This is a genomic window from Terriglobia bacterium (assembly GCA_020072815.1).
Classification (GTDB): Bacteria; Acidobacteriota; Terriglobia; order Terriglobales; family Acidobacteriaceae; genus Angelobacter.
Genome location: JAIQGE010000004.1, coordinates 184,569 through 209,278, shown reverse-complemented (window position 1 = coordinate 209,278; position 24,710 = coordinate 184,569). Strand labels below are relative to the sequence as shown.

The window sequence follows — 24,710 nt, the reverse complement described above, 5'->3', positions numbered from 1 at the left end:
TGCGGGATTTCTACCCAGATTTCGGACTCTTGATCTATTTCACGAGCGCTCGGTATCCACGAACGCCAACATTCTAGAACCAATAGCTAAGAGCCAATGGCTAACGGCTAACGGCCGCTTTTCTAGAAGGCCCCGATCCCCGTGATGTGCTCGCCCAGGATCAGCGCGTGAATGTCGTGCGTGCCTTCGTACGTCTTCACCGACTCCAAATTCATCATGTGGCGCATCACCGGATAATCGTCGGCAATGCCGTTGCCGCCCAGGATGTCGCGCGCCATGCGCGCGCACTCCAGGGCCATCCATACATTATTGCGCTTGGCCATGGAGATATGCTGGTGACCCGCCTTTTCCGCGTCCTTGAGCCGCCCCACTTGCAGCGCCAGAAGCTGCGCTTTGGTGATCTCGCTGATCATCCACACCAGTTTTTCCTGCACCAGTTGGTGTGAGGCAATGGGCTGGTCGCGGAACTGCTTGCGGATTTTCGCATATTGCAGCGCTGTGTCATAGCAGGACATGGCCGCGCCAATCGCGCCCCAGGCGATCCCGTAGCGGGCCTGGTTCAAGCAGGCGAGAGGGCCTTTGAGGCCGTCGGCCCCGGGGAGCATGTTTTCTTCCGGAATGCGCACGTCCTGCAGCGACAACCCCGACGTCACCGACGCCCGCAGTGACCACTTGCCGTGCACGTTGTCCGCCTTGAAGCCGGGACGGTTGGTTTCCACCAGGAAGCCGCGAATCCGGTTGTTGTGTTCCTCTGACTTGGCCCACACCACGGCCACGTCGGCGATGGTGCCGGAGGTGATCCACATCTTTTCGCCGTTCAGGACGTATTCCTTGCCGGCCTTCTTGGCCTTGGTCCGCATGCCACTGGGGTTGGAGCCGAAGTCCGGCTCGGTGAGTCCGAAGCAGCCCAGCTTTTCTCCCTTGGCCATGGCCGGCAGCCACTGTTCTTTCTGCGCCTCGCTGCCAAAGGCGTAAATCGGATACATGCACAGTGACGATTGCACGCTGCAGAACGAACGTATGCCGCTGTCGCCGCGTTCCAGTTCCTGCATGATCAGCCCGTAATCAATGTTCGACATTCCGGCGCAGCCGTAACCTTTCAGGTTGGGTCCGAAGAAACCCAGTTCAGCCATGGGTTGGACAAGTTCACGGGGAAAGCGGCCGTCGCGGTTGCACTGCTCGATGATGGGAACGACGTTCTCTTCGACGAAGCGGCGCGTGGTCTCGCGCACCAAGCGTTCGTCTTCACTCAGCATGGAGTCGAATTCGATGAAATCCACGCCCTTGAATTTGAAAACGGGCATAAAGCTCTCTTTCTTCTGATGAACCCTTCATTCACCGCAAAGGGCGCGGAGGACGCAAAGGGAAGTTAGCGGTTACGGGGGCCAAACCCTACAAGCTAGCAGAGCGGGACGGAGGGGTCAAACGAGCCGCCGGGTTCGGTTTTCTGGTCCCCGCGCGATGCCGTCGATGACTGCGACCTCGTGTGGCGTCGCCGCCCGCGGGCGGTGCGATTTCCCGCCCACTGATTAACCGTATCGCCATCAACCTTTTGATTAACCCCCACTCCCACCCCTCCCCAAACACGTTTGTTGCAAACAAAGGCATTTGCGCCATTCGACCCAACGGTCACCCAACTGTTAACTAACTGATAAAATTCCATCCTAACCATCTGATTCTTTACGATTTTAGAGTCCCTTGAGATAAATCCGATGTTTTGCGGGTTTTGCTTTTGGCTGACTGCTGAATGCTGGTTTCTGACAGCTTCTTCCAAAGATCTCTGCCAGGCACTTCGCCGCACCTGGTCGCCACTTTGGCGATAACGAAAATACATCTATAATAACCTATTTTGTTCGCCATAGCAAGCAGGAAAGAGGACATTGGCTAAAGATCCTGCGGACCACAGGCAGCCAAAATCTGCGCGTAGAGACGTAGCATGCTACGTCTCCGTTCCTGAGAATGAGAGACTACCCGCCTATCCACACTCCAGCCCCACCAGGGGCGGTTGATAGTAGCCCAGTACGTTCCCGATGCGAGGTTGCGAGCTGAGGGATAAGTGCTGGGTAAGCGAAGAAAGAATTTGAAACCTTGCGCCGCAGGCCGGAGCGCAGCCGCAGGCGGAGCGACATCAGACTTTGATCCCGTACCTTTTAAGGATCGCCTTCCCTCCAGGCGTCAGAGAACCAAGGCTGGCGCCTCTGGTCAACCCACCCTCATATGGCACGATGTTCCGTGACTTACTCTCGCCCAAACCCCACACTTTAGACTGTCGCGTGACAATAATGGTGACATCACCCTTTTTGGCCCGAGGGGCGAGTTCGGCTTGGGCGAATCGTCGTGCTTGGTTAATCGATGGCAGATCCTTCAGTAATCCGTGATCTCGAAATGAAATGGAATGATACGGTATGAGTTCTACAGCCGCCACGCGATGAGCTAAATCTCGAAGCGCGTCGAGATATCGGCCACCAAACTTCTCGGCTGCGATCTTTGTGGCCACATCGCGAAACTTCTTTTCCCACCAAACAAACCCACCATGCCAACAGAACTCCGGGTCAAGATAAAGGAAGGGGAACTCAATTCCGTCAAATTCTTGCCGGAGGTTCTGTTTGATCCGCTGCCTAAACTCGAGGACGCGCGACTCACCATAGTAGTCCACGAAATCGAACCCCGGATTCAGCAACAGGATGAAAATGTCGGCTTTCGCCAGATTCCCGGCGTAGGGCACGGGGACCAGAGAGAGATGGAATCGATGATCTTCGAACGCTCCAAATCGCGTACTTCTCACGAAGCCATCAAAGTCATATTTCGCCAGGTCACTACCTTGGCGTTTGTGGCGTTCTATCGCCGGCTTGTCATCGGGGTGGATAAAGGGAGGATGGTTAAGCCCGAGTTTGTCCCAAAACTTTACAATTTCCATCGTGCTATTCAGTTATCTGGGATTTACAAAGGCCGGACAAGTCTTAACCCATCCGGCCTCGCTTGCAGAATTATTACGGTTGCAGATCAATCTTGGTCACCGTCATGCTGTCGCCCGTGACCGCGCCGGTCACGGTGACTTTGACGTCTTTCTTTTTGTCGGGCAGGCCGGCGATGAACTTCTTGGCCGCGGCATTGCCGGCGGCATCAAACGCGATGACTTTCTTGTCGGGGGTCATCACACCGTACCCGGACTTCTCACATTCCTCCATCTGCAGGCAGCCCTTGCTGTGCTTGGCGGGGAAGTCGGCTTTGGCGCCGTCTTCCCGGGCGCAGGCCAAATCAACCAGATGGCCCTTCACAGTGGTGTCGGCGGCGAAAGCGCTTATGGCCAGGGCGGCGAACAAAATCATGACGAATTTTTTCATGGAGCTCCTCGGGAGAAATTTAGAGTTTTCTTACCCAACATGCATTGAGTGATTTCAGCCTTATCAGGTTACATGCAATGCGCAGGAATTTAAAGCCGCGGGCGGCGGCAACAGTACAAGCACCTTGGGTAGACGTTCATCGCTCAACCTGCTGGCGGCTCATCGGCGCTACTCGCCCACCTCGAGTCCAATGGACTTCATCAGCTCCAGGCCATTGCTGGTGGTGACCACGCCTGGGCGCAGAAGGTAGTCGAATGAAAGCTTTCCCGCCGCCAGCTTTTCCTGGAAATGTACGTTTACCATTTTGTCGGGGAACTTTTCGGCCAGTTCGGTCAGCGCCAGATCGTGGGTGGTGACCAGCCCCAGCGCGCCGTTTTCCAGCAGGGTATGCAACACGCCTTGCGCGCCGATCTTGCGGTCGTGGGAATTGGTGCCCTGCAGGATTTCATCGAACAAGAAGAGCGACGGCCCTTGCGATGACAGCTCCACCACCTGCCGTATCCGCTGGATCTCCGCATAGAAGTGCGAAACGCCCTGCTGCAGCGAATCAGAAACGCGCATGGAGGCGCCCACCGCCAGCGGCGAAAGGTGAAGGCTCTGCGCCCGCACCGGCGCGCCCGCCATCGCCAGCACTGTGTTGATCCCGACGACGCGCAGCAGCGTGCTCTTGCCGGACATGTTGGAGCCGCTCACCAGCAGGATCTGGCTGGCCGAGCCCAGGGCCACATCATTGCGGACACATTTCTCCGCCGGCAGCAAAGGATGCCCCAGCGCTCGTCCGTGAAACTCAGCGCCGTGCAGGCCTGCGGGTTGTTGAGCTGCGGAAAATTCCGGAAATACGTCTTGGGGATGTTCGTAGCTGTAAGTGGCGACGGAGATCAGCGCTTCCATTTCCCCCACCGTCTGCACCCAGCGGGCAACGTTGGCGCCGTACTTGGCCCGCCAGCGCTGCAGGGCCAGCGCCACTTGTACGGAATACATCACCGGCAGGTCAATCAGCCGGACCATCATGTTGTGGCGCGAGTCGGCCAGGTCGGTGACCGTGTCCAGCCGGGCAATGCACTCTGAGGCTTTCAGTCCGCTGAGGAACAAAGCCTGCTGCAAAGCGCGCAGGCGCGGGCTGGAAAAAGCTTCCGCTTCCAGGCGGCGAAGGAAGTCAGCGAGGGAATCCAGGTTGTGGCTTGCTTGGTCCAGCCCGTTAAGCAGCTGTTCCAGCCGGTGACGCAGCACATACATCACGCTGCCGTTGATGATCAGCGTCAGCAGGAAGGGAGTCCACAGCGCGCTGCCTCGCAGGGCCAAAGTGGTTAGCGCATAGCTCAGCGCGCTTACACTCAGCGCCGCCAGGGCCAGCGCCCACGGCCACCAGCGGCCGTAGTCCAGATCAACCGCAGTCGCAACCCAGCGCAGCAACTTTGCTGGATCAGCGTTGATCGCGTCGCTTTCGCCGGCCAAAGCCAGGTCTTCGCGCAGGTCTGTTTTTCCGGCGAGTTCGCGCACCGCCGCCTGGCGTTCCAGAATCTCTTCGCGCCCCGCCGGCTGCAGCAGCCATTGCGCCAAGCATTCCTTGCCCATGCGTGAACGGGCCACGCAGAGCAACTGGAACAGGCTGCCTTTGCCCAGAATGTCCAGGTCATCGGCGTAGAGGTGATGAGGATCGGCAAATTGCTCCCCGGTTTCGCCTTGCCCGATCCAGCGGTCTTCCATCCGCGCCTGCCCGCGCTGGTACATGGCGACGGCGCGTTGCGCACGATCCTTGGCCTGCAGAATCCGCCGGTGCCACACGCCCAGAAAGACAAACGCGGCCACTGGGGCAAGGAGCCAATAAAAAGAAGGCGAGCCATCGCGGACGATCTTCCAAACTAGAGCGGCGGTCAGCAGGAACACAGCCAGCCGGGCGTAGCCCATCCACTCATGCCGGCGCTGCAACGCGCGGGCCGCCGCCTCATGGCGGCTGAGGCGGACGGCGTATTCCTCTGCCGGCGAGTTGGGCTGTGCGGTTGGGCTTGCCATGCTTTGGTTATATTTGCTTGAGGACGGAAAAACCAGTAGCCGACGAAGTGCTGTGAGGCGCACTGGCGGGGCAGGGCAGCCGGTTTGGAGCGCGCCGCCAGGATGATGCTAGAATTGAAAATCAATCAACCAGGAGCGTATTAAGACAATGGCCAAGATCGCCAAGACGGCAGATCGCAAGAAGATCATGGACACATCCAAGAGCACGGATTGCCCCAAGTGCGGCAAGCCCACCCGCATCGTCAAGCGGGTGAAGGACCGCGAGCGCAACACGCCCGGCGGCATCTTCATCTCGTGCTCCGTCTGCGAATTCTTCGAGAAGCTCTAAAGACAACGACGGCTGCCGCTTTCGCATTGCGTGAAAGGCTGGCAGCCGCGATTCCCTTTTCCAATCGAAAATTTGTAGTTACCTGGTCTCTTTCGCAAAATTCCTTGGCGCTCTAGTCCTTGTGACTCTTGTGGTCATGGTGATGCTCAGCCTGCCCCGCATCTGCCGCCGGCGTGGCCGGCTGCGTCTGCACCACCACAGGCCTTCCTAGCGATCCTTTTACTCCGGGTGAAATCTTGTCAGCATTCTTGAGCAGAAGGCTGACCTGCCACATCTGCGGCTCGGTCAGCATTTCGCCAAAGCCCGGCATGCCCGTCATGCGGATGCCGTTCTTCACCTTCCAGTAGATCTTGCCCACCGGATCGTCGGTGACCATTTCGTCATGGCTGAAGAGCTGCGGGGGCAGCGGGAACATTCCTTTGGCGGCCTTGGTAGCGGCCTGGTCGGGCAGGCCATGGCAGAAAGCGCAGTTCTCGTTGTAGATCACGGCGCCTTGCGTCAGGTTGGTTTCATCGGCCTGGACCGGCGGGTCCTTCTGCGGCGCTTCCTTCTTCATATGAGCGCGCAGGATCATGTTCGCCGCCGTTTGTTCAAACGGCATCGGCTTGGCGGACGTGGCGATGGGCGCGAAGCCGAACGCCAGGTAACAGTAGCCGGCCACCGCCGGAATCAGCAAACCGAGAATCAGCCCGAAGATAAATTTTTTCACGCAGGATCTCCTTGAGGTAGTTCGCCGCGACGGCTTCAGCACGGCGCAAATGAGTTTATAACTTACCGGCCGGCTTTCGCCAAGATTGCCGCAACTTGCGTCTGCCAGGCGTCATGGGATGAATGGATGGCCCGGCCCAGGAAGGCGGCGCGGACTTCGCGCAACTCCGGAATGCGCCGGGCGGCGATGGCGTAACGATGAAATTTCGGGTCGCGTTCCAGGTCGTCGTCCGAAAGATAGATCGGACGCCGGCGGAAATTGAGCATGCCCAGCACCCGGTTCAGCCGTCGGACGGCCCCGTCCAGTGCTGCCGCCGAACGCGCTGGATCACGAAGCTGGCCGGCCTGCGACGGATCCAGCAAGCGGAAGAAATAGGTCGCTCGTCCGGAACGAGAGCTGGCCTCCCACGCGACGATATTGGCAAGCTGCGCTGGGTTGGCAAGCTGCGCTGGGTTGGCCAGTTCGGCCGAACCGGCTTGCGCAGCCAGCGGAAAGAAAAACCAGTAGAGCGTCTCCGGAGCGCCGGCATCAGCGTCGGGGGCGGCGTCTTCTTCGCCAACGGTCGAAGCTGCCGTCGCTGTGCCCGTCGCATTCTCCTGTTCTGGCGACTCGCCCCCGCCGTTTTGGTCTGTCGTGGCGTCGTCCGCGCGAATCAACTTGAAACCCGCGTACAGCGCGTCTTTGGCGGTGCGGGCCAGCAGGTCGTCGTAATAAGGTTTCAAGTCTTTGTCCACGGCGTTGGCAGCCAGCGCCGCCGGAAGCTTAGAGTTGATGGCCGCCAGTTTGGTTACAGGCGCGGAGCGGCCCTCGCGGAGAATGTTGGCTGCCGCCTGTAGCTGGTCAGGATCCAGAAACGGAAATGCCGCGTGCAGTGCCTGCGCGCTTTGCGTAGCGAGGACGTTGATGGCGTCCTTGACTTTGGAGGCGAATTCTTCAGTGCGTTTGGCCAGCTTGCCGGCCTTGAGAATGTCCGGGCCGGCCCGCAGCGTGACTGCATATGTGGCGGGATCAAAACTCACCGCATCCACATCAGCCAGTCGCCACTGAAAGCCTTGCGATGCCGTGGGCAAGACGCCCAGATTGCTCTTGAAGAGCCGAAACTCGGCCGGCCCAGAACGCGGCGGCGCACCGGCCACGGCCAGTTCAAAGTTTCCATCGAAACGTGCGATCTCTTCCAGGTCTTCCAGCAACAGGCACTCCAGCGTGCGTTGCCGGAAAGACTCGAGCAGGTCGTGACTCAGCGTTTCATAAGCCTTGCCGAACTGGCGCAGAAGGATGGCGTTGCCGGTGTAGAGTGGCAGCTTGATTTCCCAGTCGGCGGCGACGATCGAGTCCACGTCGCCAAGATCGCAGACGATGGGAGCTCCGGATTCAGGAGTCAGCGTGAAGGTTTGCCGGTCAAAATGAACGCGGCAAGCGCCTTCTTGCGAAACCACGCCGCCCGCCGCGAGATATTGGAATTTGCCGTTGAAGTCGGCCATTGAATTGTCCGCCGGAGCCGGGGTCAACCGACCTTGTTGCCGCACTCCGGACAGAACTTGGTCCCAGCCTCAAACTTGGTCCCGCACTTGGAGCACTCGTTCTTGGGCCGCAGCGGTTTGCCGCACTCCGGACAGAACTTTGCGCCTTGCGTGCGCGCGCCGCATGCTGGACAAAGGGCCGCGGCCTCGCTGGTCACGTCCAGGTCCTTGGTCAGGTCCTGCTGCTGGACTTTCTGCTTCATCTGTTCCACGGTGGTCTGGGCTTGCGCGGAAGCCAGTTCGGTCTCCACGTCCGGCGCGCACTCGTAGCACAGCGACCTTTTCGCATTCCAACAAGATGCCTGGCACACCCACTTGGTGCACTTAGGACACTGGCGGAAATTGGGCTTGGCTTCTTCAATCGCCGCGCGGAAAGCCTTGTCGTGCGCCGGGCCCTGGACGGCGCGCTCAATTTCGTAGGCGCCGGAGCTGGCCCGGCCCAGGATCCCGCCAAAAAGGTTTCCGGCGGTTTGCAGGGCGCTGGCCGCCATGCCTGCCGCCGAGGCCTGGAACTCGCTCATAAAGCCGTTGCCACAGCGGTCGCAAAAGAATTCGAACTGGAAGCCTTTGTCAGTGGAGTGGTCGGTGTGGTTTCTGGTGAACTGGATCAGTGCCATACGTTGTCTGACTCCCGGAAGCGCGTGAAAGCCGTGTGAAAAGGCGATTCTAGCGGATGACGCGGGGAGCGTCCAGCAGGCAACGCAGTTGTTGGCACACCAAGGTCACATCGGCGGGGTGATGGCGATGGGAGGGAAGCGTTGCCAGCTAGTCCGGCAGCGTCTGCAACAGGAGGCGTGCCACGTTGCCGCCCATGATCAACTGGATGTCATGTTCGGAGAAGCCTTCCGACATCAGCGCTTCGGTGACCAGCACGAGCCCGGTGACGTCAAACGGCTGGGTAGTGCCGCCGTCATTATCCGATCCCAGAGCCACACGTTCCACGCCGACGATCTTTGCCGCATAGGCCATGGCGCGCGCCGTGGCGCGGGCATCGGTTCCGCAGGTTGCGGTTTCCCATAGCCCGATGCCGATCACGCCTCCGCTGCGCGCAATGGCCCGCAGTTCGTCGTCCGTGAGGTTGCGGTTGTTGTCGCACGTGCCTTTTACGCCGGTGTGGGAAATCAGAAGCGGTCGTGTGGCCATGGCGGTGACGTCGGCCAGCGTGGCGTGCGAAGCGTGCGCCAGGTCAATGATCATCTTTCTGGATTCCATCTCTTTCACCCAGCGCCGGCCAAAATCGGTGAGCCCGCTTTTCTTCATGCCGGCCGCGGCGCCACCCACCGCCGTGTCAGTGAAGTGCGTTGGGGCCATCATGCGGATGCCGGCAGCGTACAAGTCGTCAAGGTTTGCCAGGTCGCCCTCCAGAGGCTGTGCGCCTTCAGCTCCCAGAAATCCTGCTACTTGCCCCGGATGGCGCGTGGCCAAAAAGTTTTGCAGATCGGCGCGCGATTTGATCACCACCAGCTTGCCGCCGGAGCTGGCTGCAAACTTCTCCAGCTTTTCCGCTTGATAGATGGCGCGTTGCTTGGGGCTGTTCCACGTGCGCGGTGGCCAGGTCTGGGCTAGGGCTATGTTGCGGATTTGGTCTGTGTCGTCAGAATTGCGGACAATATTCAACTTTTTTGGAGCGGTGGTGACGATGGTGAAGGCCTGCAACGCCACATTGGCCTCCCCGAGCCGCGGGATGTCCACATGCCCGTGGGTGCTGCGCTTGAGCAGGTTGCGGTCCCACAGCAGGCTGTCAGCGTGCAGGTCGGCGACCAGCAACTTCTTATGCAGGGCCTCCGCTTGCGGTGACGCCCGGTACGGCCCCGGACGCAGGACCTTGTTGTGGCTGTCTTCCACCATGCCGGGCACGATCATCCGGGCGGCAATCAGTCCGATGATCACGACCAGCAGCACCCAGCGCAGGATTCTCATGCGGGAAGGCTAACACTTTTCGTACGGCAATAGCGGATTTCAAACCTAGGATATGACCGCAAAGGACGCAAAGGGCGCGAAGGAATCGAGGTACTGTTCATGCTTTGACTTTCAAGACGTCCGAAGGGGAGTTCTTTACCGCGGTTCGTCTTCAGTTCTTTGCGTCCGTCGCGACCTTTGCGGTGAAAGCCCCTCGCTCCGCTCGGGACGAGAACACGGCCCCTATATACTGTTGACCGGAAAAATTTCCATGTCCAAACTCACCTCTATGCGCCAGGCCATCGCCCAGCACGTCCCCGACGGCTCGAGCGTCGCCCTGGGTCTGCAGATGGAGCAGATGATCCCCTTTGCCGCCGGGCATGAGATCATCCGGCAGAAGAAGCGTGATCTGCGGCTGATTGGGCCGATCTCGGACATTCTGTTTGACCAGCTCATCGGCGCCGGCTGTGTGAAAGACGTGGTCGCCGCCTGGGTGGGCAACGTGATGATGGGTTCGGCGTACAACTTCCGCCACGCCACGGAAGTGGAGAACCCGGGCACGCCGGGTGAAAAGCTCCGGGTCTTCAACATGACCAATTTTTCCATCGCGCTGGCGCTGCAGGCCGGGGCGCTGGGCGTGCCGTTCTTGCCCACGCGTACCGCCATGGGCAGTGACGTCCCCAAAGGCAATCACTTTTTCTACCAGATCATCTCGCCGTTTGAGCCCAAGGAGACGCTGCATGCGGTGCGGGCCATCGTGCCGGACGTAGCCGTTGTCCACGTGCAGCGCGCGGACCAGCACGGCAACGCGCATTGCTGGGGAAATTTTGGCGTGATGCTGGAAGGCATGCGCGCAGCAAAGAAAGTAATTCTCTGCGCGGAAGAAATTGTGGACGAAGCGGTCATCGCCAGCGACCCCAACCGCACGGTGGTTCCCGGCTTCCTGGTGTCGGCGGTGGTGGAGTGCCGTTACGGCGCGCATCCTTCGCCGGTGCAGGGCTATTACAAGCGCGACGACGCTTTCTTTCAGGAATATCACGCGGAAACAAGAAACCAGGGGGACTTCAACGCCTGGGCGCAGAAATGGATCCACGGCGTGGCCGACTGCGCCGAGTACGCCCGACAGTTGGGCGATGCGCGACTGGAAGAACTGGGCGTCAAGAACCACGCGTATGCAGCGCAGACGGATTACGGCTACTAGGGCCGAGGGGTGGATAATCTGTGTGCGACAAGGTATTCTGTAGGCTCAGTTGGATTTAACGAACGTCCGTTCGGTTTTTGGTTAACAGTTAGCAGCTAAAAGCTAGCCGCCAGCAGCTACGTGATGAAAAAAGAACTCATCGAACTCCGCGTGAACGGCCGCCGCCACGAACTGGCGGTGGAGCCCAGCGAACTCCTGCTGGACGTGCTGCGCCGCGACCTGCAGCTCACCGGCTCCAAGCGCGGCTGTGACGATTCCTCCTGCGGCGCGTGCACGGTGCTGGTGGACGGCGTCCCCACCCTGAGTTGCACCATGCTGGCCATGAGCGCCGCGCCCAACGGTCCGGTCACGCCGGAGGTGACCACGGTGGAGGGCATCGCCCACCACGGCGCGCTGGCGGCCATCCAGAAAGCCTACGGCGACTGGGGCGGCGCGCAGTGCGGCTATTGCACGCCCGGCTTCATGATCACGGTGAAAGCGCTGCTGGACCGCAATCCCGACCCGACGGAAGATGACATTCGCAACTCGCTGAGCGGGAACCTGTGCCGCTGCACCGGATACACCCAGATGTACCAGGCGATCAAGGCGGCGATTGCCGCGGAACGTTTGTCTTCATCCCGAACGGAGTGAGGGATCCCTATGGCTAGAACGGATCAGAGGGTTGTGAAGGCAAAGTGGCGGGGTGCTCGATGATTGAAACTCCTGATTTTCTGGACTGAAACAAAGTTTGACTGGTTTGAGGTTGTCTTTTGGATCGCTCTAGGTGGCGTAGCCTTTATCGTGGTGGGATGGTTCATTAGCCACGAAGAGATCAGCCGGGTTCTGATCATTGCGGGCTGGGTGCTGATCGTTCCTTTTTTGCTGCACGCCAATTTGCTGGCGATTTGGCATTGGAAGAAGCGCTACCGAGGGGACCACAGCAAGCTCTGGGGTGCGCTGATGGTGTTGGAGACTACGGGTTGGTTCAGGATGGTTTACTTGATCAAGCACGTGGTTCCAGACCGGAGAAACAAAGGACGCTATTTCCGGACAGTGATTCGCGAAACGCCTACAACTCAGGGATCGGTGTAGGAGTCGGTCCTTGTTCTCGCTAGCCGCTAGAAGCTAGCCGCCAGCAGCTTCGTGGAAATAGGGATCCCTCGCTCCGCTCGGGATGTTAGAAACGAATCTTATGTCAGATTTCTCAGTGATCGGCAAACCCGTCGCGCTGGTTGACTCGGCGGGCAAGACCACCGGCCAGGGCAAGTATGCGGACGACCTGTCCCTGCCCGGCATGTTGTACGGCAAGATCCTGCATTCGCCCTACCCGCACGCAAAGATCAAGAGTATTGACTCCTCGCGCGCGGAAGCGCTGGAAGGCGTGATCTGCGTGGTCACCGGGCCGGACGCGCCCAACAAGTACGGCATTCTGCCCGTTGGCCATGACGAAACCGCGCTGGCGGTGGAAAAAGTCCGCTACGTGGGCGACAACGTGGCCTGCGTCGTCGCCACCACAGAAGCGCTGGCGGAGCAAGCCGCGGAACTGGTGGACGTAGAGTATGAGTTGCTGCCCGCCTGGTTTGATCCGGAAGATTCCATGAATGCGGGAAAAACGACGGCCGAAAAGGATTGGATCCATCCGCAGCGGCCCAACAATATCGAAAAGGATTATCACCACGTCTTCGGCGATCCCGAGAAGGGCTTTGCCGAATCGGACTTTGTCACCGAACGCCGCTACATTGCCGCGGAAGTCACGCACGCCGCCATGGAGCCGCACTGCACGCTGGCGTCGTTTGAGACCGATTCAGGGACGGGCAAGCCGGGCCGGTTGACGGTGTGGTCGTCCACGCAGGTGCCGTATTACCTGCAGCACAAGTTGTCCATCGTGCTGGAACTGCCCATGTCGCAGATTCGCGTGATCAAGCCGCTGGTGGGCGGCGGGTTCGGCGGCAAGAGTGAAGTGATTCCTCTGGAGATCATTGCGGCCGTAGCGGCGCGCAAGGCCCAGGCACCGGTCAAGATCACCTACACGCGGGAAGAAGTCTTCTGGGCGCATCGCGGACGCCCGCGCACCATCATTGATCTGAAAACCGGCATCCGCAAAGACGGACGCATCACCTCCGTGGCGGCCAAAGTGATTCAGGATGGCGGCGCATACTGTTCTTACGGCGTGGTCACCATTCTTTATTCCGGCGCGCTGCTGGGCGCGCTGTATGACATCCCGAACATCAAGTATGACGGCTATCGCGTGCTCACCAACAAGCCGGCCTGCGGCGCCATGCGCGGGCACGGCACGGTAAACGTCCGCTTTGCTTTTGAGTCGCAACTCGACGAGATGGCCGCGGCCATCGGCATGGACCCGGCGGAGGTCCGTCGCGTCAACCTGCTCAAGCCGCCGTGCGTCACGGTGAACAACCTGCGGGTGCAGAGTTACGGCCTGCCGGAGTGCATTGAACAAGTTGTTGAGCGTTCCGGATGGAAGAAGCGCCGCGGCCACCTGCCGCCCAAGCGCGGGCTGGGCATCGCTTGCAGCCACTACGTGAGCGGCGCTGCCAACAGCATTATCCGCTCAGACATGCCGCATTCCACCGTGAACATCAAGATTGATCGCGACGGCGGCGTGGTGGTGTACACCGGCGCGTCGGACATTGGCCAGGGATCGGACACCATGGTCGCCCAGATCGTGGCGGAAGTGCTGGGCATCAGCCTGGCGCGGATCAAGGTTGTCGCCGCCGACACGGACCTTACGCCGATTGACATTGGCTCTTACTCCAGCCGCGTGACGTTCATGAACGGCAACGCGTCCCTGCGCGCCGCTGAAGACGTGAAGAAAAAGATTGTGGCTGCGGCGGCCAAGAAGATGATCTGCGCGCCGGAACATGTGATCATGCGCGGCGACATGGTCTGGAAAAAAGGCGGGCCGGAACCTGGCGCTGCTGCTGCGCCTTCGACGCCGGAGGGAGTTGCTGCGGCGGGTGAAAAAGTGGTCGAAGGCAGCGTGCAACAGGTCAGCGGGCGGGTGGAAGGCCAGACGCTGCGCGGTTCGCTCCAGCAGAAGCGCAAAGATCAGGGACCGCGCGACCACATGAGTTTTGAAGAAGCTGTGGTTTCAGCCATTGACTTCACAGGATCGCTCACGGGTACCGGCTCGTATGCTCCGCCCAAGGAATCGCGCGGCGGGGAATTCAAAGGCGCCGGCGTTGGCCCTTCGCCCGCGTATTCGTATTCGGCACAAGTGGCCGAAGTGAGCGTGGACGAGGAGACCGGCGAAGTCACCGTCCACAAAGTCTGGGCCGCGCACGATTGCGGGCGCGCGTTGAACCCGGTATCAGTCGAAGGCCAGGTCATCGGCTCGGTGTGGATGGGGCTGGGCCAGGCGATGCAGGAAGAAATGGTGTGGAAAGACGGCCTGCTGATGAATCCCGGCATGCTGGAGTACAAGTCGCCGTCGGCGGTGGAGTCGCCGGAAGTTGAGTGCATCATCGTGGAGTCGGTGGATCCCGAAGGCCCGTTCGGCGCCAAGGAAGCCAGCGAAGGGTCGCTGGCCGCGACCATTCCCGCCATCGCCAACGCCATCTATGACGCCGTGGGCGTTCGCATGAGAGAGACGCCGTTCTCGCCGGAGCGCGTGTTGGCTGCGCTGCGCAAGAAAAAACTTGAGTCGAAAGCCCTGGAGATCACGCGCGGCGCAGATCCGTCCGCGCCCACCACGTTCCGCGAACACGGCGGGTCGCTGTGGTACAAGGGCAAAGGTCCGGACCGGCATGTGGATGATCCGTCGCGCCGCGAATCCGTTTCCGTGGAGGATGAAGCATGATCGCGCGGTTCGTTCTGCTGATTTGCGCGGCTAGCTCAGCTTTGCTCCTTTCGGGGCAGAAAGCCGCACCTGCCGCATCCGTCCCGGCGTTTGGGACTGAGGGAGCTTTCTGGGCCATCGTGGTGGCGGACCTGGACGCCAGCGAGCGCTGGTATTCGGAGAATCTTGGATTTCGTCGGATAAAGAAAAGCACCGCACCCAACGGCGCGGCGGAAACGTCTGTCCTGGAAGGGCACGGTATCTACGTGGAGTTGGTCCATTTCCTGGATGGCAAAAACACGCCTTTGGCGCAAGTCGGCCCAAAAGAAGGCCAGCGGCTGGGCCTGGGTATTTTCAAAACCGGAGTAACAGTGAGCCAGGAAGTGTTCGACCAACTCATACCTGCGCTGCGCGCTCGCAACGTGCAATTTGTCGGCGGCGTCTTTGAGGACAAAGAGATGGCCGTGCGTTCATTCATCGTGAAAGACAACACCGGCAACCCGATCCAGTTTTTTGCCAGATCAGGCGACCGTAAGTAAACCATGACCTTACCCGCATTCAAACTTCTCCGTCCGCGCACCATTGATGAAGCCGTGGCCTGCATGCTGGAGCACAGCACGCACGTGAGCATCCTGGCCGGCGGCACGGATCTGCTGCCTTCGATGAAGCAGAAGCTGTTTGCGCCCGAGTACGTCATGGACATCCGCGGCATTGACGAAATGCAGGGCATCCAGGTCCAGCCCGGCATGGGCGTGGAGATTGGCGCACTCACGCCGCTTTCCGCCATTGAAGACTCCGAGTACATTCGCCGCAACTATCGCGTGCTGCATGAAGCGGTCAAGACCGTGGCCTCGCCCATCCTGCGCAATATGGGCACGCTGGGCGGCAACATCTGCCTGGACACACGCTGCGTCTGGTACAACCAGTCGCTGCAGTGGCGGCGGTCGTGCGGATTTTGCATCAAGAAAGATGGCGATCTCTGCCACGTTGCTCCCGGCGGAAAGAAATGCTGGGCTACGTTCTCTGGGGACACGCCTCCGGCGCTGCTGTGCCTGAACGCCGAACTGGAAATTGTTGGGCCGGTGGGCGTGCGCCGCATGCTGATCAAGGACTTTTACACCAACGTGGGCGATGCCCGCATGCGCTTGGAGCCGCATGAAATGATCACCCGCGTGTTCCTCCCGGAATCAACCAAGGGATGGAAGGGCAGTTACTTGAAGCTGCGCGTACGCGGGTCCATTGATTATCCGCTGGCCGGCGTGGCCGTTGCGATCAAGCAGAATGGCGGCCCGGTGGAAGCCGCGCGCGTCGCGGTGACGGCGGTGAATCCCGCGCCGCTGCTGGTTCCCGGTGCAGAAGGCGCGCTGATCGGCAAGAAGATCAACGAGGCTTCCGCGACGACCGTCGGCGAGTTGGCCGCCAAGATCGCCAAACCGCTCACGACTTCCGGACTGACGCCGGAATATCGCCGCGAGATGGTCAAGGTGTACGCGAAGCGGGCGGTGATGGCGGCGTCCTCCTCATAGTCCGCTGCAGCTGATTCACCACGGAGGCACGGAGACACCGAGGAAGAAATTCACCGCAGAGAACGCCGAGAGCGCGTTTCAAAGAGGATTTAGAGTTGTCATTCCGAACCGAAGGTGAGGAATCTGCTTTTGCTAAAGGCCAATGGCCAACGGCTAAGGGCCTGTGCTCCGATGAAGACGGTTTTCGAGTCTATAGGGCTCCCTCACTGCGTTCGGGACGTTGGAACAAATGCTAATCACTGACTGCCACATCCACATCCAACCGGTTGAGATGTTCAAGGCCGGGCCGCTTGAGGTGATGAAGAAGGCCCGCGGCCACTATGACGACGTCCTAGAGTACTGCCGCTCGCCTAAGGCGCTGCTCAAGTATCTGGATTCCATCGGCGTCGAACGCGCGGTGCTCATTAATTATGTGGCGCCGGAGACCATGGGCTTCACCCATGAGGTGAACCCGTGGGTGGCCAATTACTGCAAGGAGGACCCGCGCCGGCTGATCCCCTGCGGCAGCGTGCATCCCCGGCACAGCTTGAACGTGCAGAAAGACATGGACGAGCTGGTGCGCCTGGGCATCAAGCTGATCAAGATCCATCCGCCGCACCAGTTGCTCTACGCCAACGACTACATGAGCGGCGTGAAAGAATTGGAAATCATCTATCGCGGCGCAGAGGCCAACGGCATTCCGGTGATGGTGCATACGGGGACGTCCATTTTCCCGGCGGCGCGCAACAAGTACGGCGACCCCATCTACCTGGACGACGTAGCCGTGGATTTTCCCAAGCTCAAGATTCTCATGGCCCACGGCGGACGTCCGATATGGATGCAGACGGCGTTTTTTCTATTGCGACGCCACCGCAACGTGCACCTGGACATCAGCGGCATCCCGCCCAAGCTGTTGTTGACTTATTTTCCGCGGCTGGAAGAGATTGCGCACAAAACGCTGTTCGGCACGGACTTTCCCAGCCCGGGCGTCCCTACCATCGAGCAGAACCTGGACCAGTTCCGGGCGTTGCATCTGCCGGCAGCGGTGAAAGAGCAAATTCTGAGCAAGACGGCACTGGGGATCTGGCCCAGCTAGAATGAACAGCCCAAACCAACACAGAGAACCATGAAGACAATTCTATTGCTGGTCGCCGCGATATTCGGCCCGCTTCAGGGGCAGCCGCCCTCTCATCCCCCGAAGCCGGCCCCACAGATTTACGTGAGCCGGAAGTTTGGGCTGGTGATGAAAGTTCCCGCGGGACTGAGCATCTGTCCCTTGCCAAGGAATTGGTCCGGATCAGAGGAAGGTACGGTGCTGTTTCTTGAGCCGCCTTCGGGCTGCTTAGACACGCAAAGCACATCTTCAGCGATTCGCGTTCCTTTAGGATCTGTGCCTTCCATTACTGTCCACTACCTCGCGAACGCGGGCCGCTATGACAATTACGACGGCCACATTTCGGCGCCGCGCTCGTCTGAGGAACTGGCCCGCCAATTTTGTCCCCAGCCTGAGGTCTCAACGAAATCCAAGCTGTTTGACCAGCCGGCAATCACCTGCCGGTCTGGCATGTCGGGAGACAAAGTGCGAGTCGTGCTGATGGCGATTTATGGTTCTGGCCGCAACGTATTGTTGGTGAGCCTGCAGACCGCGCAGGACCGTCTCGCCAAGGACGAAAGTGTCTTGACCAACCTCGCCGCTGCGATCACAGGTTGCAAGGTTGCATCCGACAGCAAAGAAGAGTTACCGGCGTGCCCCAAGGAAACCGTGTGGTAGACGACTTAAGAGGGCGCGGGGGATCTGGCCGGAGTGAGCCAAATCGGGTGATCGGGAGATCCGGTGATCGGGTGATCGGAATGCCGCGATAACCCTGAACCATCACCCAAATCGACAGCAATCCCCATCAAACCTTACGCGGCAGAAACTCCTTTAGCGGGCACTCTTCACACTTCGCCGTCTTGCGGCAATACTGGTTCCCGACCCGCACGATCAGCGCGTGCAGTTCGTTGTAATGCTGGGCGAGTTCGCTGCGCGCCGCGCTGCTGATGCGGGAAACGGGATGGCGCGGGTCATTCCCTTGCAGATCATTCCCTTGTGGATGGACCGCCAGAGATTCCGGTTTCGCGCCAGCGCCCTCCTGCTCCGCCATCACCATCGGATCCGGCACGCCGCCGCTGATCTCCTGCTCCACCAGCAGACGAATCTCTTCATACTTCGCTTTTGCCGGAATGATGCCGTGGCGTTCGAAGACGCGGTGGGTGTAGGCGTCCACCACAAACACGTGATGGTTGCCGGCATAGAGCAAAATGGAATCCGCCGTCTCCGGGCCCACGCCGTTGAGCGCCAGCAGTTCTGCGCGGAGTTTTTCTGTGGGCTGGGCGAACATGCGATCCAGTGAGCCGCCGTAATTCTCGTCAAGATAGCGGATGAACGTCTTCAGCTTCTGCGCCTTTTGCCGGAAATAGCCGGACGGCCGCACCAGCTTTTGCAACCGCGCCAATGGAATCTCGCGCAGACCCTTCACGCTGAGCACGCGCGCGCGGCGCAAATTGGCGATGGCTTTTTCCACGTTGCTCCAGTTGGTGTTTTGCGTCAGGTAGGCGCCCACGATTACTTCCAGCCGCGACTCGGCCGGCCACCAGTTCTGCGGACCCCAGCGAAGGAGCAGGCGCCCGTAGTAGTGGACGATCTCGGCGGATTGATTCACCACGGAGACACGGAGGCACGGAGAAGATTGGGTAATTGGGTAATCGGGTAATCGGGTAATTGAGAGGCTGAGGGGCGTCGCATCAATTATCAAATTACCAGATTTCCCGATTACTCAATTTGGTACTGGGCTTGCAGGTCGCAAGACTCGCGGCAGGGACGGCAATAGTACTGGCCGTCTTCGCACAGGCGGACGTCGTAGTATCCGCGGCAGAGGATGCAGTACTTGGTGCAGGAGCAGCGCCGCTCCACCTGGTCGCAAACCGCGCAGATGAAATCCTTGGGCATACGCGGAGATTACCTCGATTTGGAGCAGCGGGCAATACGCCGTTCGTGCTGAGACCTTCAGCGACAAAGCTTTCAGTCGGCCAGCGGCCCCTGCTTGCCGCTTGATCTTCTCGCGGCCTTCATTGACCCCCGCAAAACGCCGATGTTAACCTACAAGGTTGCTTACGGCCCGGCGGCGGGCCCTTGTCTCCTGATCACAATTTTGCTGGAAGGGAAACCAAGCTTGTCCTCAACCGTGGAAGGCCAGACGCTCCGGAAGACTGCGCTCAACGCTCTGCACCGGCGGCTGGGCGCCAAGATGGTGGACTTTGGCGGCTGGGACATGCCGGTGGAGTATCCCGCGACCGGCGGCCTGATGAAGGAACACCTGGCCGTCCGCACCGGCGTGGGGCTGTTTGACGTTTCCCACATGGGCGATATCCTGCTGCGCGGGCCGGACGCGCTGGCCGCCACGCAGTGGATCAGCATGAACGATGCGTCCAAGCTGCAGGAAGGCCAGGCGCACTACTCGGCGTTGCTGTACCCGGAAGGCACGTTCGTAGACGACGTGATCGTCCACAAGCTGGGCCAGAACGATTACTTGCTGGTGATCAACGCCGGCACGCGGGAAAAAGATTACGGCTGGGTCAAGAAGAACGTAAGCCGCTTTCGCTGCCACGCGGACGATGTGGGCGACTACTACACGCAAATCGCCATCCAGGGTCCCAAGGCCGAAGCCACCTTGCAGAAGCTGGTCAACGTTGACCTCTCGCAGATGAAAAACTACTGGTTCAAGCACGGCACGGTCTGCGGGCTGCCCAACACCATGATCGCCCGCACCGGATACACCGCGGAAGATGGCTTTGAGATTTACGTGCCGTCGGACGTCCCGACCAGCGAGCGTGTCTGGAATGAAGTGATGGAAGCCGGAAACCCATTTGGCGCGATACCCTGCGGACTGGGGGCGCGCAACACGCTGCGCTTGGAAGGCCGCATGGCGCTCTACGGCCACGAAATCTCAGACACCATCAACGTCTGGGAAGCCGGCCTGGACCGTTTCTGCAAAATGGACAAAGGCGACTTCATCGGACGCGCGGCGCTGGAAAAGGCCAAAGCCGCCGGACTGAAGCGAACGCTGGTGGGGCTGGAAGCGGTGGACCGCGGCATTCCGCGCGATGGCTACAAAGTTTTTGACGCCGCCGGCGCGGAGATCGGCTACGTGACCAGCGGATCGTACGCTCCGTTTTTGAAAAAGAACATTGCTCTGGCCTACGTCCCGTCGCAGCATTCGGCGCTGGACCACGAAGTTTTTGTGGAGATCCGCGGCCAGAAGGTGAAGTGCAAAGTGGCGCCAACCCCGTTTTACAAGCGCGCGAAGAAGGCGTAGAAGTCGTGTGACGTTGTTGGGAGCAGGGCAAAAATAAGCCGGGTGAAATGCGGAGTGAGCGCTCATCCCGCGCGAAAACCGCCCCAACGGGCCAACAGCGGGCCCGTCGGGGGCCCCAAGGAGCATGAGGGCGAAGCAGGCAAGCAGCGGAGCCCTGGAGAGCGGGTGAAGTGCGGAGAGAGCGCTGACCCGCGCGAACGCAGCACGAGGGCGAAGCAGCTAAGCTGCGGAGCCCTAGAGAGAAGACATGGCATATCCCAAAGATTACAAGTACACCAAAGAGCACGAGTGGATCCAAGTGAGCGGCAACGCCGGCACGGTGGGCATCACCAGCCACGCCCAGGAAGCGCTGGGCGACATCGTTTTTGTCGAACTGCCCAAGGTCGGCGCACAGTTGCAACAGGGCAAAAGCTTCGGGACGGTGGAGTCGGTGAAGGCTGTGTCTGAACTTTACGCGCCGGCTTCCGGCAAGGTGACGGCCGTCAATGACGCGCTCAATCAGACTCCGGAGAATGTGAACAAGGATGCGCACGCCGCCTGGATGATCAAGATCGAGCTTTCCAATCCAGGCGAAGTCAACGCGTTGCTCTCCGCGGACGACTATGAGAAGTACGTGGCGGAAGAGAAGTAAAAAGAGATTGGTAATTGGGTAATTTGGTAATTGGGTAATTTTGCAGTGGGCCAAGCAAGGCCCTCTGCTGCGAGCCCGAAAACGGTATTACTCAGCTGCCCGATGATTCAATTGCCGAATCACCCAAATTTACCCATTTACCAAATTAGTCATTTACCCAATTCACTATGCGCTATCTTCCCAAATCACCTGCTGACCGCGAGAAGATGCTGGCTGACATCGGCATCAAGTCCATCGACGAACTGTTTTCGCCAATTCCGGCGCAATACAGGCTCAGCCGCGACCTGAAAGTGCCGCGGCAGATGGGCGAGTCAGAGATCATTGACTATTTCCGCGCGCGCGCTGCGGAGAATGCGGAAGGCTACGCGTTTTTTCTAGGCGCGGGAGCGTACCGCCATTACCGTCCCGTGGTGATTGACGCGCTCATCTCGCGCGGCGAGTTCTTTACCGCCTACACGCCGTACCAGCCGGAAATCGCGCAGGGAACACTGCAAGCCATCTTTGAATTCCAGACCATGATTTGCGAACTCACAGGCATGGAAGTGGCCAACGCTTCCATGTATGACGGGTCCACCGGCGCGGCGGAAGCGTTGTTGATGGCCGTCCGCGTGACCGGACGCAAATCTGCTCTGGTGGCGCGCACCGTGCACCCCGAGTATCGCGAGGTCATTAATACTTACGTGCAGCACCAGGGGCTTCCGGTGAGCGACTTCGGCTACCTGGAAAACGGCCGCGTAGATTTGGCCGACCTGGAAAAGAAGATCACCGGTGATACCGCCTGCGTGCTCATCCAGTCGCCCAATTTCTTTGGGACGATTGAAGATGTAGCGGCGGTCGCCGATCTGGTGCACAAGAAGGGCGCGCTGCTGGTGGTGTCCATTGCCGAGGCGCTGTCCCTGGGCGTGGTCAAGCCGCCGGTGGAAGCCGATATCGTCAGCATGGAATCGCAATCGTTCGGCGTGCCGCTCGGTTACGGCGGACCTTACGCCGGAGTGCTGGCGACGAAAGAGAAATTCGTCCGCCAGATCCCCGGCCGCCTGGTGGGACAGACGGTTGACCAGAACGGCAAGCGAGGCTTTGTGCTTACACTCTCCACGCGCGAGCAGCACATCCGCCGCGAGAAGGCCACGTCCAACATTTGCACCAACCAGGCGCTCATCGCGACCATGGCCACCATTTATATGACGATTTACGGGCGCGAAGGCTTGAAGGAGTTGGCGTCGCAAAACCTGTCCAAAGCAGCTTACGCCGCAGGTGAGTTCGCGAGGAAGGGCAAAGTCCTTTTCGGCGGCGCGCCGCGCTTCCATGAATTTGTGGTGCAGACCAAGGAAGACCCAAAAATAATTAACGACCGGCTGGTGGAAAAGAAGATCATAGGCGGGTTCCCGCTCGCCCGGTATTACCCGGAGCTGGGCAACGCCGCGCTGTGGTGCTGCACGGAATTGAACAGCAAAGAACAGATTGATACGGCAGTCCAGGCGGTGGGCCAATGAGCGATAAGGACATCAAGAAAGCTACGCGGCACATCAGCCAGAATGAAGGCCTGATTTTTGAAAACTCGTCGCCGGGCAAGCGGGGCTATCGTCTGGCGCCGCTGGACGTGCCGGCGGTTGATCCGCAAAAGGCGTTGGGCGCGGCCGCTCGCAAGGACCTTGGCAACATGCCGGAAGTAAGCGAGATGGAGATCATCCGCCACTTCACGCGTCTCTCCACATGGAACTACGCGATTGATCTGGGCATGTATCCGCTGGGCTCGTGCACCATGAAGTACAACGCGCGCGTGAATGAAGTGGTGGTGCGCATGGGCGGGTTGGCGGAAGCCCATCCTTATCAACCGGAGAAGACCGCCCAAGGCGCGCTGCGGGTGATGAAGACCCTGGCCGATTGCCTGCTGGACATCACCGGCATGGACGCCATCACGCTGCAGCCGGCGGCCGGCGCGCACGGCGAGATGACCGGCATCTTGCTGATCCACGCGTGCCTGAAGTCGCGCGGCAATCCGCGCAAGAAGATCCTGATCCCGGATTCAGCGCACGGCACCAACCCGGCCACCGCGGCCATCTGCGGCTACGCCGTGGAGAACCTCAAATCCAACGCGCAGGGCATGGTGGACATCGCGTCTCTAGAGGCGCAGATGAATGAAGACGTCGCCGGGCTCATGCTGACCAATCCCAACACGCTGGGGATTTTCGAGCAGGAGATCCACACGATCGCCGAGATCCTGCACAAAAAAGGCGGACTGCTGTACATGGACGGCGCCAACATGAATGCGCTCGTCGGCAAGACCCGTCCCGGTGACTTTGGCGTGGACGTGATGCACCTGAACCTGCACAAGACTTTTTCCACGCCGCACGGCGGCGGCGGTCCGGGATCAGGTCCCGTGGCTTGCAAGAAGATACTGGAGCCGTTCCTGCCCAAGCCGGTTGTCGTCGCGAAATCGGACGGCACGCTGGCGCTGGACTACGATCGTCCGCAGTCGGTGGGGCGAGTGCGCATGTTCTACGGCAACTTTGGCATGCATGTGCGCGCGCTGGCTTACATCATGGCCAACGGTCCTGACGGCCTGCGCCAGACCACGGAAGACGCGGTGCTGAACGCCAACTACATTCGCAAAAAGCTGCAGGGCGCGTACGACCTGCCTTACGCCACGCCTACCATGCACGAAGTGGTCTTCAGCGACCACATCCAGACGGAAAAAGGCATCAAGACCGGCGACATCGCCAAGCGGCTGATTGACTACGGCTTCCATCCCTATACGGTGTCGTTCCCGCTGGTGGTGCACGGCGCGCTGATGATTGAGCCGACGGAGAGTGAATCGCTGGAAGAACTGGACTTGTTCATTGACGCCATGAAAGCCATCGCCCGCGAGTGCCAGGACGATCCGGAGATGGTGAAGACCGCGCCTCATAACACGCGCGTCTCCCGCCTGGATGAAACGGCGGCGGCGAGGAAGCCGGTGCTGCGGTGGAAGCCTTAGCTCTGGAAAAAAGATTGACCGCAAAGGACGCAAAGGCCGCTAAGAACGAAAATGAGCTGAGCAAGCTTATCCTGGATGCTGCGTTTCGCGTGCACTCGGCGATTGGGCCGGGTCTGCTGGAGAGTGCATATGAGGCTTGTCTGGCCTATGAGTTGCGTAACGAAGGCTTGACGGTGCTGACGCAAGTTCCTTTGCCGCTTGTCTACCGAGAGGTAAGGCTTGACGTCGGTTACCGCCTTGATCTCCTGGTTGAAGACCTAGTCGTAGTCGAGGTGAAATCAGTAGACGGACTCGCGGCAATCCATACCGCCCAGGTTTTGTCTTACTTGAAGCTCAGCACCAAAAAGCTGGGAATCCTCATCAATTTCAATTCTCTGCACTTGCGTGACGGTATCCGGCGGGTAGTGAGCGGCTTGTGATCCCAATTCCTTTGCGCCCTTTGCGTCCTTTGCG

24 protein-coding genes are annotated in these 24,710 nt (G+C 59.7%); 14 read left to right on the top strand and 10 right to left on the bottom strand.

Features of this window, described 5'->3' with window-relative positions; genetic code table 11:
• Positions 1-122: 122 nt before the first annotated feature.
• The 4 genes from LAO20_07280 to LAO20_07265 form a co-directional block, all read right to left on the bottom strand.
• On the bottom strand, positions 123-1,304 hold the full coding sequence (locus tag LAO20_07280; protein ID MBZ5531216.1) for an acyl-CoA dehydrogenase family protein: 1,182 nt from the start codon (positions 1,302-1,304) through the stop codon (positions 123-125).
• Between the two features lie 824 nt (positions 1,305-2,128).
• On the bottom strand, positions 2,129-2,917 hold the full coding sequence (locus LAO20_07275) for a hypothetical protein (GenBank protein MBZ5531215.1): 789 nt from the start codon (positions 2,915-2,917) through the stop codon (positions 2,129-2,131).
• Positions 2,918-2,990: 73 nt separating this feature from the next.
• Positions 2,991-3,344, bottom strand: a complete 354-nt coding sequence (locus tag LAO20_07270; GenBank protein ID MBZ5531214.1) for a hypothetical protein — start codon at positions 3,342-3,344, stop codon at positions 2,991-2,993.
• A 168-nt stretch (positions 3,345-3,512) separates the two neighbouring features.
• Positions 3,513-5,357, bottom strand: coding sequence for a mismatch repair protein (locus LAO20_07265; GenBank protein MBZ5531213.1), 1,845 nt, complete (start codon positions 5,355-5,357; stop codon positions 3,513-3,515).
• 148 nt (positions 5,358-5,505) lie between these two features.
• Here LAO20_07265 and LAO20_07260 point away from each other — a divergent pair, with 148 nt between their 5' ends.
• Complete coding sequence (locus LAO20_07260) at positions 5,506-5,685, top strand: hypothetical protein (protein MBZ5531212.1); 180 nt, start codon at positions 5,506-5,508, stop codon at positions 5,683-5,685.
• A gap of 112 nt (positions 5,686-5,797) precedes the next feature.
• Here LAO20_07260 and LAO20_07255 read toward each other — a convergent pair whose 3' ends face one another.
• From LAO20_07255 to LAO20_07240, 4 genes are all read right to left on the bottom strand, one after another.
• Positions 5,798-6,394: a cytochrome c gene (locus LAO20_07255; protein ID MBZ5531211.1), complete on the bottom strand. Its 597-nt coding sequence runs from the start codon at positions 6,392-6,394 to the stop codon at positions 5,798-5,800.
• Between the two features lie 62 nt (positions 6,395-6,456).
• A complete protein-coding gene (locus LAO20_07250; GenBank protein ID MBZ5531210.1) occupies positions 6,457-7,875 on the bottom strand; it encodes a hypothetical protein in 1,419 nt (472 codons plus the stop codon).
• A gap of 23 nt (positions 7,876-7,898) precedes the next feature.
• Positions 7,899-8,531 (bottom strand): zinc ribbon domain-containing protein, encoded by a 633-nt coding sequence (locus LAO20_07245; GenBank protein MBZ5531209.1) that lies wholly within the window; start codon positions 8,529-8,531, stop codon positions 7,899-7,901.
• Between the two features lie 148 nt (positions 8,532-8,679).
• A complete protein-coding gene (locus LAO20_07240; protein ID MBZ5531208.1) occupies positions 8,680-9,834 on the bottom strand; it encodes a membrane dipeptidase in 1,155 nt (384 codons plus the stop codon).
• Between the two features lie 250 nt (positions 9,835-10,084).
• Between LAO20_07240 and LAO20_07235 the strand changes: the two genes are divergently transcribed.
• From LAO20_07235 to LAO20_07200, 8 genes are all read left to right on the top strand, one after another.
• A complete protein-coding gene (locus LAO20_07235; protein MBZ5531207.1) occupies positions 10,085-11,014 on the top strand; it encodes a CoA transferase subunit A in 930 nt (309 codons plus the stop codon).
• Between the two features lie 123 nt (positions 11,015-11,137).
• Positions 11,138-11,644 carry a (2Fe-2S)-binding protein gene (locus tag LAO20_07230; GenBank protein ID MBZ5531206.1) on the top strand — a complete coding sequence of 169 codons (507 nt, stop codon included), beginning with the start codon at positions 11,138-11,140 and terminating at the stop codon, positions 11,642-11,644.
• A 63-nt stretch (positions 11,645-11,707) separates the two neighbouring features.
• On the top strand, positions 11,708-12,085 hold the full coding sequence (locus LAO20_07225) for a hypothetical protein (GenBank protein ID MBZ5531205.1): 378 nt from the start codon (positions 11,708-11,710) through the stop codon (positions 12,083-12,085).
• A gap of 100 nt (positions 12,086-12,185) precedes the next feature.
• Positions 12,186-14,810, top strand: coding sequence for a molybdopterin-dependent oxidoreductase (locus tag LAO20_07220; protein MBZ5531204.1), 2,625 nt, complete (start codon positions 12,186-12,188; stop codon positions 14,808-14,810).
• Complete coding sequence (locus tag LAO20_07215) at positions 14,807-15,328, top strand: VOC family protein (GenBank protein ID MBZ5531203.1); 522 nt, start codon at positions 14,807-14,809, stop codon at positions 15,326-15,328. The genes LAO20_07220 and LAO20_07215 overlap by 4 nt, the downstream gene beginning before the upstream one ends.
• A 3-nt stretch (positions 15,329-15,331) precedes the next feature.
• Positions 15,332-16,315: an FAD binding domain-containing protein gene (locus LAO20_07210; GenBank protein MBZ5531202.1), complete on the top strand. Its 984-nt coding sequence runs from the start codon at positions 15,332-15,334 to the stop codon at positions 16,313-16,315.
• Positions 16,316-16,544: 229 nt separating this feature from the next.
• A complete protein-coding gene (locus tag LAO20_07205) occupies positions 16,545-17,390 on the top strand; it encodes an amidohydrolase family protein (GenBank protein ID MBZ5531201.1) in 846 nt (281 codons plus the stop codon).
• A gap of 30 nt (positions 17,391-17,420) precedes the next feature.
• Positions 17,421-18,065: a hypothetical protein gene (locus tag LAO20_07200; GenBank protein ID MBZ5531200.1), complete on the top strand. Its 645-nt coding sequence runs from the start codon at positions 17,421-17,423 to the stop codon at positions 18,063-18,065.
• A gap of 127 nt (positions 18,066-18,192) precedes the next feature.
• Here LAO20_07200 and LAO20_07195 read toward each other — a convergent pair whose 3' ends face one another.
• Both LAO20_07195 and LAO20_07190 read right to left on the bottom strand, forming a co-directional pair.
• On the bottom strand, positions 18,193-18,999 hold the full coding sequence (locus LAO20_07195; protein MBZ5531199.1) for an endonuclease III domain-containing protein: 807 nt from the start codon (positions 18,997-18,999) through the stop codon (positions 18,193-18,195).
• Between the two features lie 107 nt (positions 19,000-19,106).
• Positions 19,107-19,283, bottom strand: coding sequence for a hypothetical protein (locus LAO20_07190; GenBank protein ID MBZ5531198.1), 177 nt, complete (start codon positions 19,281-19,283; stop codon positions 19,107-19,109).
• Positions 19,284-19,425: 142 nt separating this feature from the next.
• Between LAO20_07190 and gcvT the strand changes: the two genes are divergently transcribed.
• From gcvT to LAO20_07165, 5 genes are all read left to right on the top strand, one after another.
• Positions 19,426-20,649 (top strand): glycine cleavage system aminomethyltransferase GcvT, encoded by a 1,224-nt coding sequence (gene gcvT / locus LAO20_07185; protein ID MBZ5531197.1) that lies wholly within the window; start codon positions 19,426-19,428, stop codon positions 20,647-20,649.
• Between the two features lie 247 nt (positions 20,650-20,896).
• Positions 20,897-21,280, top strand: a complete 384-nt coding sequence (gene gcvH / locus LAO20_07180) for a glycine cleavage system protein GcvH (protein ID MBZ5531196.1) — start codon at positions 20,897-20,899, stop codon at positions 21,278-21,280.
• A gap of 167 nt (positions 21,281-21,447) precedes the next feature.
• Complete coding sequence (gene gcvPA, locus LAO20_07175) at positions 21,448-22,773, top strand: aminomethyl-transferring glycine dehydrogenase subunit GcvPA (GenBank protein ID MBZ5531195.1); 1,326 nt, start codon at positions 21,448-21,450, stop codon at positions 22,771-22,773.
• On the top strand, positions 22,770-24,257 hold the full coding sequence (gene gcvPB / locus LAO20_07170; GenBank protein ID MBZ5531194.1) for an aminomethyl-transferring glycine dehydrogenase subunit GcvPB: 1,488 nt from the start codon (positions 22,770-22,772) through the stop codon (positions 24,255-24,257). Before gcvPA ends, gcvPB begins: the two co-directional genes overlap by 4 nt.
• Positions 24,258-24,271: 14 nt before the next feature.
• Positions 24,272-24,676 (top strand): GxxExxY protein, encoded by a 405-nt coding sequence (locus LAO20_07165; GenBank protein MBZ5531193.1) that lies wholly within the window; start codon positions 24,272-24,274, stop codon positions 24,674-24,676.
• The last annotated feature ends 34 nt before the right edge of the window (positions 24,677-24,710 follow it).